This is a genomic window from Pseudomonas sp. AK-TSAG1-1, from assembly GCF_056821665.1.
Genome location: NZ_CM165965.1, coordinates 4,667,950 through 4,681,376 on the forward strand (window position 1 = coordinate 4,667,950; position 13,427 = coordinate 4,681,376).

General features: G+C 60.0%; 9 protein-coding genes. 1 reads left to right on the top strand and 8 read right to left on the bottom strand.

From position 1 onward, the window contains the following. Positions 1-19: 19 nt before the first annotated feature. A complete protein-coding gene (gene aruF, locus AC1UK9_RS21090; RefSeq protein ID WP_025112905.1) occupies positions 20-1,039 on the bottom strand; it encodes an arginine/ornithine succinyltransferase subunit alpha in 1,020 nt (339 codons plus the stop codon). A gap of 226 nt (positions 1,040-1,265) precedes the next feature. Then, positions 1,266-2,486, bottom strand: coding sequence for an aspartate aminotransferase family protein (locus AC1UK9_RS21095; RefSeq protein ID WP_025112904.1), 1,221 nt, complete (start codon positions 2,484-2,486; stop codon positions 1,266-1,268). Positions 2,487-2,796: 310 nt separating this feature from the next. On the opposite strand from AC1UK9_RS21095, the gene AC1UK9_RS21100 reads away from it, so the two are divergent. Next, a complete protein-coding gene (locus AC1UK9_RS21100) occupies positions 2,797-7,824 on the top strand; it encodes a dermonecrotic toxin domain-containing protein (protein ID WP_482578426.1) in 5,028 nt (1,675 codons plus the stop codon). A 12-nt stretch (positions 7,825-7,836) separates the two neighbouring features. On the opposite strand, the gene argR is transcribed toward AC1UK9_RS21100, so the two are convergent. From argR to AC1UK9_RS21130, 6 genes are all read right to left on the bottom strand, one after another. Next, complete coding sequence (argR, locus tag AC1UK9_RS21105; protein ID WP_482578427.1) at positions 7,837-8,829, bottom strand: transcriptional regulator ArgR; 993 nt, start codon at positions 8,827-8,829, stop codon at positions 7,837-7,839. Positions 8,830-9,063: 234 nt separating this feature from the next. Further along, on the bottom strand, positions 9,064-9,828 hold the full coding sequence (locus AC1UK9_RS21110) for an ABC transporter ATP-binding protein (protein ID WP_003227281.1): 765 nt from the start codon (positions 9,826-9,828) through the stop codon (positions 9,064-9,066). Between the two features lie 27 nt (positions 9,829-9,855). Beyond that, positions 9,856-10,968, bottom strand: a complete 1,113-nt coding sequence (locus AC1UK9_RS21115) for a M14 family metallopeptidase (RefSeq protein ID WP_482578428.1) — start codon at positions 10,966-10,968, stop codon at positions 9,856-9,858. 1 nt (position 10,969) lies between these two features. Then, positions 10,970-11,668 carry an ABC transporter permease gene (locus AC1UK9_RS21120; RefSeq protein ID WP_003227285.1) on the bottom strand — a complete coding sequence of 233 codons (699 nt, stop codon included), beginning with the start codon at positions 11,666-11,668 and terminating at the stop codon, positions 10,970-10,972. Beyond that, positions 11,665-12,354, bottom strand: coding sequence for an ABC transporter permease (locus AC1UK9_RS21125; protein WP_482578429.1), 690 nt, complete (start codon positions 12,352-12,354; stop codon positions 11,665-11,667). Before AC1UK9_RS21125 ends, AC1UK9_RS21120 begins: the two co-directional genes overlap by 4 nt. A 91-nt stretch (positions 12,355-12,445) precedes the next feature. Further along, positions 12,446-13,219 (bottom strand): ABC transporter substrate-binding protein, encoded by a 774-nt coding sequence (locus AC1UK9_RS21130; RefSeq protein WP_025112900.1) that lies wholly within the window; start codon positions 13,217-13,219, stop codon positions 12,446-12,448. Between the last annotated feature and the right edge of the window lie 208 nt (positions 13,220-13,427).

Here is a 13,427-nt window from a genome sequence, read left to right on the forward strand (position 1 = left end):
CGTGAAACTCGCTAAGGCGTTAAACCGCCACCAGGCGCACGCTGGCACCTTCACCGACGCCCAGGGCTTCGGCTGCTTCCAGATCAAGGGTCACCGGTTTACCCGGCGCGTAGTCCAGTTCCAGCAACACCGCGCGGTAGTCCTGCAACTGCGCGTTGGCCACCAGGTACTGGCGCCCGGCGCCTTTGACCGGCTCGCCGATCTTCACCGGCACCACACGGCTCTGGGCGATCGAACGGATCCCCGAAACGCGTGCGTGCAGGGTCGGGCCACCGTCGAAAATGTCGATGTAGTGATCGGTCTCGAAGCCTTCGCGCATCAGGATGTCGAAGGTGATCTGCGCACGCGGGTGCACCTGGCCCATCGCTTCCTGAGCGGAGTCCGGCAGCAGCGGCACGTAGATCGGGTAATGCGGCATCAGTTCGGCGAGAAACGTGCGGCTCTTCAGGCCACACAGGCGCTCGGCCTCGGCGTAGTTGAGGTCGAAGAAGTTGCGGCCGATCGCATCCCAGAATGGCGAGTCGCCGTTCTCGTCGCTGTAGCCGACGATCTCGGTCACCACCGAATCAGCGAAACGCTCCGGGTGACTGGCGACGAACAGCAAGCGCCCCCGGGAATTGAGCTCGGCCCAAGGCGACCCCACCAGTTCGCGCTGCACGTAGAAACTGGTCAGCAAACTGTTGCCGGTCAGGTCGTGGCACTGCGAGAGCACGTGGATCTTGTTGTGAATCTTCAACTCGCGGGAGGCGTGAACGAAGGTCTCGTTGCGGAAGCTGTAAAACGGCTCCGAGTAGCCGGCCGAGGCGACGATGGCCGAGCAGCCCACCAGCTTGCCGGTGGCAGTGTCTTCAAGGACGAAGAAGTAGCTCTCTTCACCGTTGAAGCTCACTTCGGCGGCAAACGAGGCTTCGCTCGCGGCGATCTTGTCGCTCAGACGTTCCACGTCATCCGGCAAGGAAGTGACACCAATCGGACTGTCCGCAGCCAGACGCTGTACCTCGCCCAGATCAGCCATTTGCGCAGGGCGCATCACCAGCATGGTGTCACTCCTTTCTCTTATAAAAATTTACTGAAGAAATAGCCGGGCTCGCGCTGCTTGAACAGAGATCAGTGTGGGAGCGGGCTTGCTCGCGTAAGCGCTGTATCAGTCAACATTTCCGTTGTCTGACCCACCGCTTTCGCGAGCAAGCCCGCCCCCACATTTAATCCAGCCCGGCATTAAAATTTTGATCGACGCCCGAAATCCACAGGCGTCGAAAGGTCTATCAGGCTTGCGTCAGTTTTGCTGCAGCGCGTTCGAAGCGGTCCAGACCAGCATCGATATCGGCGTCTTCCACCACCAGGCTCGGGGCGAAACGGATCACGTCCGGGCCAGCCTGCAGAATCATCAGGCCTTCTTTTTCAGCGGCGTTGAAGATGTCCTTGGCCTTGCCTTTCCAGGCGTCGCTCAGCACGCAACCGATCAACAGACCGAGGCCACGCACCTGAGTGAACAGGCCGTACTTCTCGCCAATCTGCTGCAGGCGGGTCTTGAACTTGTCGTGCTTGGCATTGACGCCGTTCAGCACCTCAGGGGTGTTGATCACGTCGATCACCGCTTCGGCTACTGCGCACGCCAGCGGGTTGCCGCCGTAAGTGGTGCCGTGGGTGCCGACGACCAGATGCTTGGCCAGCGCTTCGGTGGTCAGCATTGCAGCGATCGGGAAACCACCGCCCAGACTCTTGGCGCTGGTCAGGATGTCCGGGGTCACACCGTAATGCTGGTAGGCGAACAGATTGCCGGTACGGCCCATGCCGGTTTGCACTTCGTCGAACACCAGCAGCGCGTTGTGCGCGTCGCACAGTTCACGGGCACCTTGCAGGTAAGCCAGTTCGGCCGGCAGCACACCGCCCTCACCCTGGATCGGTTCCAGCACGACCGCGCAGGTCTTGTCGGAAACGGCAGCTTTCAGCGCAGCCAGGTCGTTGTAAGGCACGTGGGTGATGCCGGTGATTTTCGGGCCGAAACCGTCGGAGTACTTCGACTGGCCACCGACGTTGACGGTGAACAGGGTCCGGCCGTGGAAGCTGTTGAGCGCGGCGATGATTTCGTACTTCTCGCTGCCGAAACGATCGAACGCCACGCGACGGGCCAGCTTGAAGGCGGCCTCGTTGGCTTCGGCGCCGGAGTTGCAGAAGAACACGCGCTCGGCGAACGTGGCGTCGATCAGCTTGTGTGCCAGACGCAGGGCCGGCTCGTTGGTGAACACGTTGGAGACGTGCCACAGCTTGTTCGCTTGCTCGGTCAGCGCACCGACCAGCGCCGGATGCGCGTGGCCCAATACGTTGACGGCGATGCCGCCGGCGAAGTCGATCAGCTCGCGGCCGGCCTGGTCCCAGACGCGGGAACCGGCGCCACGCACCGGAATGAAAGCGGCAGGCGCGTAGTTGGGAACCATTACCTGGTCGAAATCGGCGCGTTGTACCGCAGCGTGCTCAACGGACATCGGAGTCTCCTGATGAGGGCCACCCGCCTGAAACTGGCGAGCGATGGGGGGATTGTAAGGACAGTTTTCAGCCCGGCCTTGCCGCCAAGCGACAACTTCTTATAGCGCAAACCCCGGATTTTCCCGGGTTTACGGCAATGCGACATATAGCGTCGCAAAGGCGCAGTTTAACTGGCGGCAAGGGATTGCGGCAGACCTGTTCCTTTGTAACTCATGTCGATTTACGGGGTGCGGTATATATGTACCGCACATCGTCGTTGATCCCGGGTTCTGCTAGAGGCCTTTCAAACACGACGACAAATTTGTACGCATGAATACCGAACCGACTACCACAGACATCCCCGACGTTTTCCGGCCGGATAGCCATTATCAGCATTTGCACAGTGCGATTGCGCCCTGGCTTCGCCAAGCCCTTCCCCACCGACGCGCCGAACTGAGCAAGGTGACGCCAACGTTGCCGGCGACACTCAGGCATGCCCCACCCCATCAACACGCGGCGCTGAACACCCTTGTCACAGCGCATGCCTTGAGCCAGAACCGAACGGATCGACTCCTGGCAAACCTGCGCAATCCTGCCGACTTCGCCGAGCCACTGCTGCAAGCCTTGATAAAAACGCGCTGCGGCCTGGAACTGGACGTTCGCCAAACCTGCCTGCGCCTCTATCTGCCTGATCATGTCCCCTGGTTGCGAATGAAATCGGGGGCGGCGCGCATCTGGACCCTCTCGCTGCTGGACGCAGCGCTGCACAACTTTGAAAACAGCGAAACCGAACAGGATGCGTTCGAACCCGCCTCGACCTACACCACCCCCGCCTCCCCCACCGGACAGTTCGATACGCTGCCGCAGATCCTGCAGAAAATGCCCATTGCGACATTTACCCGCCTGTGCCGGGAACTGGACATTGGCCAGCGCTATAAAGAGTATCTGGAAGACAATCTGGGCATCAGCAATCCGGTGGCGGCAGCCCTCCTGCAGCCTGCCCTCAAAGACAGCCAGCGAGCTGCGCTGACGGCAGCCTTGCACATGGCGCACATGCAGAACTTGTTGGCCGGCGATGCCCACCAACTGATTCTCGGCCTGCTCGACAATCTGCCGCATCTGCGTTTGCGCGGGCAAAACTGGGGGTGTCGTGAGCTGACCCTCATGAATGCCCGCCTGACCGGCATCCTGATGTTTGCACCGGAGCCGGAGCAGGCCCGAGAGGTCGTCAGTGTGGTGGTCTACCTGCCTGACGACCCGGCACACCCGATCAAACAATACCCCTCGTCTGCCGCTTTCGCCGAGGAGCTTGGCCGACGATTGCGCGATCCTGACTATCAGGCTTTTTTCAGCCGATTCATTGACCATCAGGAGCGCGGCCACTTCTTTGCCCAGTTGAATGATCAGCTCGCGCCCATCACCTGGCAGCCCGTGCAGCGAGGTGACCCCCGTCCGACCTGGCGAGAACAACCCAATCGGCGACCCGGCCTGCATTTGAGGTCGGCGGCCATCACTGGCGAGTTATGGACACACCTCTATCAGAGCAAGCTCAACAAGATCCTCAATGATGCGCGGGTGATCGCTGTGCCCACCGCCACGGTCGACCAGCGAGCCCGTTGGGCACTTTGGGACTCGTTCAGCGAAATCGCCTCCACACTCCTGAACATCGCCGCGTTCATCGCCCTGCCGTTCGTGCCCTTTCTGGGGGAATTGATGCTGGGTTACATGGCCTACCAACTGCTCGATGAAACCTTCGAAGGCATCATTGATTGGGCGGAGGGGGAGGCCAAAACGGCCTTCGGACATTTCATGGAAGTGGTTCAATCGGCGGTGCAACTGGGCACCTTCGCAGCAGGCGGGGTCATTGCGGCGGGTGAGTTTCGCGCACTGCTGCCTCGGGAAATCGTTCAGTTCATTGACCGCTTCAATTGGGTGAAACGACCGAGTGGCAAAACCCGTTACTGGAAACCCGATCTGAGCACCTACTCCGTTCTCGAACGCCCCGGCGAGTCAAAGCCCGACACACTCGGCCTGCACTCACACCAAGGCAAAACCCTGCTGGTACTGGACAACAAGTGCTATGTCGTCAGCAAAGATACCGTCACCAGCCAGCACCGTATTGATCATCCCAGCCGACCCGATGCGTACAAACCACTGCTCGAAACCAACGGCGCCGGGGCCTGGCTAACCGAACTCGACCAGCCGCTGAGCTGGGATCAAGCCACCGCGCTGCGCCGTATGGGGCCGGACATGGAGCGTTTTTCGGCCAGTGAACGCGAGCGCATGCTCACCATCAGCGGCTGTGACGCCAACGCTCTGCGCAAAATGCATGTGAACGCCGAGCAGGTACCACCGCTACTGGCCGACACACTCAAGCGCTTCAAGATCGACCGCGACATTCAAACCTTCATTGAGCAGATCGGCAGCGAAACGACGGATGACTACCTGAAGGCCGACCCGGTCCTGCAACTCCAGATACTCAAGGAAAACGGCTATTGGCCGGAAAACAAAAACCTGCAGTTGACCGACGGCAAGGCGCACATCCTTTGGCAAAGTCATCTACGCGACGCACCGGGCATACGGCTCGACACCACTCAACTGCACCAGGGCGACCTGCTCAAAACCTTTCTTCTGGCACTCTCGGACTCTGAAATCAGAGCGATGTCCGGCGAAGCGTTCGGCCATCCCTCTCTCGCGCTTGAAACCCGAACCCGCACCCTGCGTCGCACACTGGCAGAGCTTGCCGAGCGCAGGAGAGCGTCATTATTCGATGAGCGCTATCGCAAATTCGAACGTGGCGCCGACTCGCAGGTACGAGAAATCATGGGCGGCGATCGCAGCCTTCCGATCAGCGTCGCCGAAGCGATCCTCGACTCGACCAGCGCCCAGGAACGGCAACAACTGCAACGCTCCAAGCCGTCCAGACGCCTGGCCGAAATGATCCAGGAAGCCAGAATGCAAGTGCGCATGGCCCGCGCCTATGAAGGACTGGAGTTACAGTCGAGCGCCGGCAACCGCGACACGGAACGGCTGGCTCTGCACTCACTGCCACGATTACCCGGCTGGCCGGAGCAGCTGCGACTGGAGATCCGGCATTACGCCCATGAAGGGCCACTTCTCGACAGCATCGGCCCGAAAAATGCCCCGACCTGCAAGGTATTGGTCCTGACCGAGCTGGGTGAATATCAGGCGTTCGACCATGCAGGGCAGGAGCTCAGCGGTGCGGGCGGGCTTTACCCCAGCCTTCTACGGGCACTGCCGGACGCCGAGCGGCAGGCCTTGAATATTCGCATAGGCGAAGAACAGATACTCAAGCAGCGGATTCGCGACCACGCCTTGAACCGCGACGACCTGCGTTCGTTGCTGGCGCAACATCCAAACATCAAACCTGCTTACGACCCCACCTTCATGCGCTTGCTGGGCGGCACCGATGGCTATCGCCATATCCCCGTGAACACGCCTCCCCTGCAGTTTCATGCGCAACGATTGTTCCCCCAGCTGTCCGCTGAAGAACTGCTCGCCTTTGTCGAAAAACTGCAACGCCATCCGGACGGACCACGGGCAGAACTGAGCCGACTGTTTGCCGAGCACGACCAGCTCAGCAGCATTTTGAATCCCTGGACTGACGATATTCCAGAGATCGACCCCAATACCCGTACCAGACTTACCACCGAACAGTTCGCGATCCAGAGACAAAATCGTCGGTACCTGCGCCGAGAGATATACGATTGCTGGAGGCAGCAAGCAACCTATCCGGACCACTCTGAAAACACGATCGAGTTCAGGTTCTGGCGACCGATACTCGGCGAATTACCCCGCCTGAGCATCAACTTCAACCGGGTGGACTCCCTGATGATGGGTGGCCATAGCGAAACGCGAGGCGTGCATGAGTTCTTGAAGCACTTTTCTGGTCTGCGCCACCTCGATTTGCGTACCTTCAACCTGGGTTTCTTGCCCGAAGCCATCGACCAGTCACCACGACTCAGCGAACTGATTCTGAGCGACTGCGCAATCACCCTCACCGCCGAAAGCCTGATGAAACTGTCTGCACTAGATCAACTGACGACGCTGGACCTGTACAAGAATCCGCTCGGTTTGATGCCGCGACTCGAGCGCATGCCGCGGCTCCATTACGTCGACGTCTCGGCAACGGGGATTTCCGAATTCCCGACCGGCTTGCTGAATCACCCTCGCATTCGAACCGCGCTGCTCAATGACAACCGCCTCGAAGTACTCCCCACCACACTGTTCGAACTTCCCGGCAGCATCACCGAGGGCATTGATCTGGGGGGCAATCCGATTACCGCGTCAGACCATGAACGGATCAAAAGCCATTTCGCCCGGACTCGTCATGATTTTGGAGTTCTGGCCGACCAGGATGACCTCCTTCGCGTTCAAACGCTCTACACACAAATGGATCGAGAGCAGGCCAGTGAGTTCGTTTATCTGTTACCCGGGACATTGGCCGACGGCAAGGTTGAAATCACCCGCCTGGAAAACGAATACAGCGCCCTCAGAGACAGCCTTGCAGCCTGGACCGCGGATGTTCCCGCCATACATCCGATTAGCGGCCAGCCCTTTACCCCGCACCAACTGTCGAACGAACATTTGATCCGGGATGAATTTAGAAACCGTCTGGAACAGTGCTGGCGCCGGGAAAGCGATCCCGAAGATATCGATCCGCCGCAGGCGCCCATCTACGAGTTGAATCTGTCGGCAGGCATAACAGGCGAGTTGCCCGAATTGCCTGCCGACTTTGCTCATGTCACGCACCTGTACATGAGGAGCCGACGGGGCCGGACCTCGGGGGCCACGAGATTTCTGGAGCGCTTCCCCAACCTCAGGAACCTGACGATCTACGAGTACCAGCTCGGCAACATACCCGAAGCGATTTTCCGAATGGCTGACCTGACACACCTGGCGCTTTCAGGCTGCCACATCACCCTGACCGAGCAAACCGCCCTCGAACTCGCGCAAATGGAGCGCCTCGACCTTCTGGATTTGAGCGACAACCCGCTGGGGCGAACACCTGACATCAGCCAAATGACCGATCTCACCGTGCTGCTGCTGGACAGCACCGACATCAGTGAACTGCCCCACGGCCTGCTACAGCTCAAAAATCTGAGAGTCGCTAACCTGAACGACAATGCCATTGCCCATATCCCCAGCGACATTCTGGAATTGCCTCTGGAGTTCGCCGGAAAAATCAATCTGCGGGACAATCCGCTTGACGAGGAAAGCGTGCAGCGGCTGATCGCCTACTTCCGGCGGACCAATATCGACTTTGGTGTGATTGCGGTGATCGATAGTGCAGAAATGGAGGTGTCGACTTCCGAGGACTCTGAAGTCGACGAGTGATTCGCGTCAGGCTCAGCCGCGCTCGGGAGGGACAGAGGACAACTCGAACGGGCTGCTGCTGCGCCGCTGATTGCGATCTTCGCGCGGCGTGGCGCCGAAGAAGTTGCGGTAGGCGCTGGAGAAATGCGGCCCCGAAGAGAAACCGCAGGACAGGCCGATCTGGATGATCGACTTGCTGGTTTGCATCAACATCTGCCGGGCCTTGTTCAGGCGCAGTTCCAGGTAGTACTGGCTCGGCACACGGTTGAGGTATTGCTTGAAGATCCGCTCCAGCTGGCGACGGGACACGCACACGTGCTGGGCGATTTCGTCGGTGGTCAGCGGCTCTTCGATGTTGGCTTCCATCAGCAACACCGCCTGGGTGAGCTTCGGATGGCTGGAGCCGAGGCGGTTCTGCAGCGGAATGCGCTGACGCTCGCCCCCCTCGCGAATGCGCTCGACCACCAGTTCTTCGGAGACTGCACCGGCCAGTTCCGCGCCGTGATCACGGGCCAGCACCGCCAGCAGCAGGTCGAGGACCGACATGCCGCCACACGCGGTCAGGCGATCGCGATCCCAGTCGAACAGATGGCTGGTGGCGATGACTTTCGGGAAACGTTCAGCGAAATCGTCCTGCCAGCGCCAGTGCACGGCGGCGCGATAGCCGTCGAGCAAACCGAGTTGCGCCAGCGGATAGACACCGGCCGACAAACCACCGATCACGCAACCGGCACGTACCAGTTGCTTGAGCGCGCTGCTGAGCGCCGGGGCCAGGGTGGTCGGCGGCTCGTCAGCGAGCAGGAACAGTTTCTGGAAGTTTTCCAGCTTGCCGACCCAGGCCTCGCCGGGCAGTTGCCAGGCACCTGCGGCCGCCGTTTCTGTCACGGCTTCGGCCTGCAGGAACGACAGTTCGTAAACCACCTCCGGGTGTACCCGCTGAGCAACGCGCAAGGCCTCCTCCGCCAGCGCCAGCGTCAGAGCTTTAGTGCTGGGCCAAATCAGGAAACCAATTCGATGGGCAGTCATGGGCGGGCAATCCGAAACGAAGAACGGTGATGAAGGCATGGGCCAATGCTAGCCCGTAATCGAAGCTGTCGCAGATCCATTGTGGGAGCGGGCTTGCTCGCGAATGCGGTAGATCAGACACCAATGATGTCGACTGATACACCGCTTTCGCGAGCAAGCCCGCTCCCACAAGGGGGGATCGAGCCAGTCTTCAGGTCGCGAAGCATGACCTAATTTGGTGCATAACGGCAGCGATTACTTGAGGCTGCCCGACAGGAACTGCTGCAAACGCTCCGATTGCGGATTGACCAGCACTTCGCGCGGGTTGCCGCTTTCTTCCACGACACCTTTGTGCAGGAACACCAACTGGTTCGACACTTCACGGGCGAAGCCCATTTCGTGCGTCACCACCACCATGGTGCGACCTTCCTGAGCCAGCGCTTGCATCACTTTAAGCACGTCGCCGACCAGTTCCGGGTCGAGGGCCGAAGTCGGTTCATCGAACAGCATCACTTCCGGCTCCATCGCCAGCGCACGGGCAATCGCCACACGCTGCTGCTCGCCACCGGACATGTGCCCCGGGAACGCGTCTTTGCGATGCGCCACGCCGACCTTGTTCAGGTAGTGCTCGGCCTTCTCGCGCGCTTCGGCCTTGGACACGCCGAGTACGTGGACCGGCGCTTCCATGATGTTTTCCAGCGCAGTCATGTGCGACCACAGGTTGAAGTGCTGGAACACCATCGACAGGCGCGAACGCATGCGTTGCAGCTGCTTCGGATCAGCAGCTTTCAGCGCGCCGTCCTTGTTTGCCACCAGTTTCAGCTCTTCGTTGTTGAGCAGGATCTTGCCCGCGTGCGGCTGCTCGAGCAGGTTGATGCAGCGCAGGAAAGTACTTTTGCCGGAGCCACTGGAGCCGATGATGCTGATCACATCACCGGCTGCCGCTTTCAGGGACACGCCCTTGAGCACTTCGTGACTGCCATAGCGTTTATGCAGGTCTTGGACTTCAAGTTTGTACATGCGGTCGGTTCTCACAAAAACAGTCAGTCAGTCGTTGAGCAAGCGCCCGTGACGCAGCGCTTCGCGCCCCGCCACCTTGGCCAGCCAGAAACCGGGTTGGGCATAGCGCAGCCGTTCAATGGCAAACAGCACCCCGGAGGTACCAGCACACACCGTGCTGACCCGATCGGACACAGGATCGATCACTTCGAAAATCTCATCACCGGCTTCGACCCACTCGCCGGGTTTACGCAAAAAGCTCACCACACCGGGGTGCGGAGCCAACAGCAATTGAGTGCCCTCGAACGGCATGCCTTCACAGGCTTCATGTGCCGGTTTCGGCCACTCGCCAGTGATCAGGCCCTGCTCGGCAAGGAACGCCAGAATGCCTTCGGCCCACGCCACCGCGTCCGCGCGGTCGGTATTGGCCTGACCGCCCAGCTCGATGGTGGTCGCCAGGCACGCCAGCGGAATCTGCGCGTCCGGGAACTGCCGCGACAGGCGCAGCCACGGCAACGAGCACGCTTCATCGAACGAGCTGCCGCCGGAGTCTTCCGCCAGCAAGCCGACCTTCACATTCAGATGCGCGGCCAGCGAACGCCACTGCGGCCAGTGCTGCGGCAGCGCGTACATGTGCAGCGCGGCTTCAGCGTCGCAATGCAGATCGAGCACCACGTCAGCAGTGCAGGCGTGGCTCAGCAACACGCGCTGCATGCCTTGCAACTGACTGCTCGCCTCAGGCAATGCCGCCAGATGATCGGTCATGGCCTGACGGATCAGGCGAATATTGGCGTGCGGATCGTCACCGAGGCTGTCGGCCAATGCCGTCGCAACCGGCGCGCTCAGCTCGACGAAATCGCGGTTGAAATTCTTGCCGCTGCCCGCCTCGAAACGCCCCTGATGATTGCCTTGCAGCAATTGGCCGAGGCCCAGCGGGTTGGCAACCGGCACCAGCTCGATCACACCGTTGAGCAGGCCTTGGGCTTCGAGTTCGCCAAGGCGCTTCTTCAGCTCCCAGGCGGTGCGCATGCCGGGCAATTCGTCAGCGTGCAGGCTGGCTTGAATGTAAGCCTTGCGCTCGCCGCTACCGAACCGAAACACCGAGATCTTGCGCTCGCTGCCCAAGTGGCTCCACGGCAATACGTGGTCGATGCGTTCCATATCAGTGCTTCCGCGGGGCCAGGTAGCTCAGCCAGCGACGCTCGGCCAGCTTGAACAGCTTCACCAGAATGAAGGTCAGGCACAGGTAGAACACGCCGGCGGTGATGTACGCCTCGAACGGCAGGTAATACTGCGCGTTGACGGTGCGGGCCGCGCCGGTAATGTCGATCAGGGTCACGATGGACGCCAGACTGGTGGTCTGCAGCATCATGATCACTTCGTTGCTGTACTGCGGCAGTGCACGGCGCAGGGCCGATGGCAGCAGGATGCGCTTGTACAGTTTGAAGCGCGACATGCCCATGGCCTTGGCCGCTTCGATCTCGCCGTTTGGCGTGGCCTTGAGGCTACCGGCGATGATTTCGGCGGTGTAGGCGCTGGTGTTGATCGCGAATGCCAGGCACGCACAGAACGTTGCGCTGGACAGCCACGGCCACAAGAAGCTTTCACGTACCGCTTCGAACTGGGCCAGACCGTAGTAGATCAAAAACAGCTGCACCAGCATTGGCGTGCCGCGGATCACGTAGGTGTAGAGCCAGGCAGCGCCGTTGACGATCGGGTTCTTGGAGACGCGCATCAGGCCCAGCGGCAGTGCCGCCAGCAGACCGAACAACAGCGACAGCGCGAGCAGTTTGAGGGTGGTCAGCAGCCCGCCGAGGTACAGCGGCATGGCCTCCCAAATGACGTTGTAGTCGAAGATCATAGATCAGCCGCCCTTACGCCTACCGAGTAGCGCTTCTCAAGGTGACGCAGCGCCAGCAATGAGACGCTGGTGATCACCAGGTACATCGCCGCCACTGCGAGGAAGAAGGTGAAAGGCTCACGAGTGGCATCCGCCGCCTGCTTGGCCTTGAACATCATGTCTTGCAGACCGACCACCGAAATCAGCGCGGTGGCCTTGGTCAGCACCAGCCAGTTGTTGGTGAAGCCGGGAATCGCCAGACGAATCATCTGCGGCACCATCACCCGGAAGAACACCTGAAAACTGCTCATGCCGTACGCCATGCCGGCTTCGGCCTGACCTTTAGGAATCGCCATGAAGGCGCCACGGAAGGTTTCCGACAGGTACGCACCGAAGATGAAACCGAGGGTGCCGATACCGGCGGCCAGCGGGTTCAGGTCGATGTAGTCGTCATAGCCGAGCATCGGGGCCACAAGGTTGAGCAAGTCCTGACCGCCGTAGAAGATCAGCAGGATCAACACCAGGTCGGGAATCCCGCGGATCACCGTGGAGTACAGATCGCCCAGCCACGCTAGCCAACGAATCGGCGACAGGCGCAACGCGACCCCGATCAGCCCGAGAACGATGGCCAGGGCCATGGACGACAAGGCGAGCTGAAGAGTCAGCCATGCGCCATCGAGGATGACAGCCCCGTAGCCTTTCAACATGATTCAGGTCCTCGAAAGTTGGGATGAAAAAATGGCGCAAACCGCAGAGATCCTGTTGCTTGCGCCATTTCTGACTTGTCGCAGAGACGTGTTACTTGCCGTAGATATCGAAGGCGAAGTATTTGTCCTGGATAGCTTTGTATTTGCCGTTTTCGCGGATGGCCGCGATGGCGGAGTTGATCTTGTCTTTCAGCGCGTCGCCTTTGCGCACAGCGATGCCTACGCCGTCGCCGAAGTATTTGACGTCGGTGAACTGCGGACCCACGAAGGCGAAGCCTTTGCCGGAATCAGTGTTCAGGAAGCCGTCCTGCAGCAGGGTGGCGTCAGCCACGGTACCGTCGAGGCGACCGGCGGCCACGTCGAGGTAGATTTCGTTCTGCGAGCCGTATGGCTTGATCTCGGCACCCAGCGGGGCCAGGACTTCGCGGGCGAAGCGCTCGTGGATCGAACCACGTTGCACGCCGATGTTCTTGCCCTTGAGCTCAGACAGGTTGTCGCTGACAACAGTGCCTTGCTTCATGACCAGACGGGCCGGAGTGTTGTAGTACTTGTTGGTGAAGTCCACGGACTTCTTGCGGTCTTCAGTGATCGACATGGACGACAGGATCGCGTCGATCTTGCGCACTTTGAGTGCCGGGATCAGACCGTCGAACTCTTGCTCGACCCACACGCACTTGACCTGCATCTGCTCGCACAGGGCGTTGCCGATGTCGTAGTCGAAACCGACGATGCTGCCATCCGGCGCTTTGGAAGCGAACGGAGGGTAAGCCGCTTCGATACCGATCTTCAGAGGTTTTTCATCAGCGAAGGAATTCAGCGACAGCACGGACAGTGCCAGGGCGCCAAGCAGCACAAGTTTCTTCATCTTGGGACTCCATCGGTAAAGGGCAAAAACGGCAGAGTGAGCGACAGCCCAATATGCGAATGGGTGAATCGGGAAAGCGGCGCAGCATCGGTGGGAAATTTCCCATTGAAACCACCAGGGGTTTCAACGTCAGCCACGATGAGCGAGTGATCGGCATTCTAACGACAGGCCCGAAGCCGATATTTCTTCAATGCGACAACTAATTACA

Coding starts and splice junctions, on each gene's coding strand:
- aruF (WP_025112905.1), bottom strand. CDS start 1,039: ATGCTGGTGATGCGCCCTGCGCAAATGGCTGATCTGGGCGAGGTACAG.
- AC1UK9_RS21095 (WP_025112904.1), bottom strand. CDS start 2,486: ATGTCCGTTGAGCACGCTGCGGTACAACGCGCCGATTTCGACCAGGTA.
- AC1UK9_RS21100 (WP_482578426.1), top strand. CDS start 2,797: ATGAATACCGAACCGACTACCACAGACATCCCCGACGTTTTCCGGCCG.
- argR (WP_482578427.1), bottom strand. CDS start 8,829: ATGACTGCCCATCGAATTGGTTTCCTGATTTGGCCCAGCACTAAAGCT.
- AC1UK9_RS21110 (WP_003227281.1), bottom strand. CDS start 9,828: ATGTACAAACTTGAAGTCCAAGACCTGCATAAACGCTATGGCAGTCAC.
- AC1UK9_RS21115 (WP_482578428.1), bottom strand. CDS start 10,968: ATGGAACGCATCGACCACGTATTGCCGTGGAGCCACTTGGGCAGCGAG.
- AC1UK9_RS21120 (WP_003227285.1), bottom strand. CDS start 11,668: ATGATCTTCGACTACAACGTCATTTGGGAGGCCATGCCGCTGTACCTC.
- AC1UK9_RS21125 (WP_482578429.1), bottom strand. CDS start 12,354: ATGTTGAAAGGCTACGGGGCTGTCATCCTCGATGGCGCATGGCTGACT.
- AC1UK9_RS21130 (WP_025112900.1), bottom strand. CDS start 13,219: ATGAAGAAACTTGTGCTGCTTGGCGCCCTGGCACTGTCCGTGCTGTCG.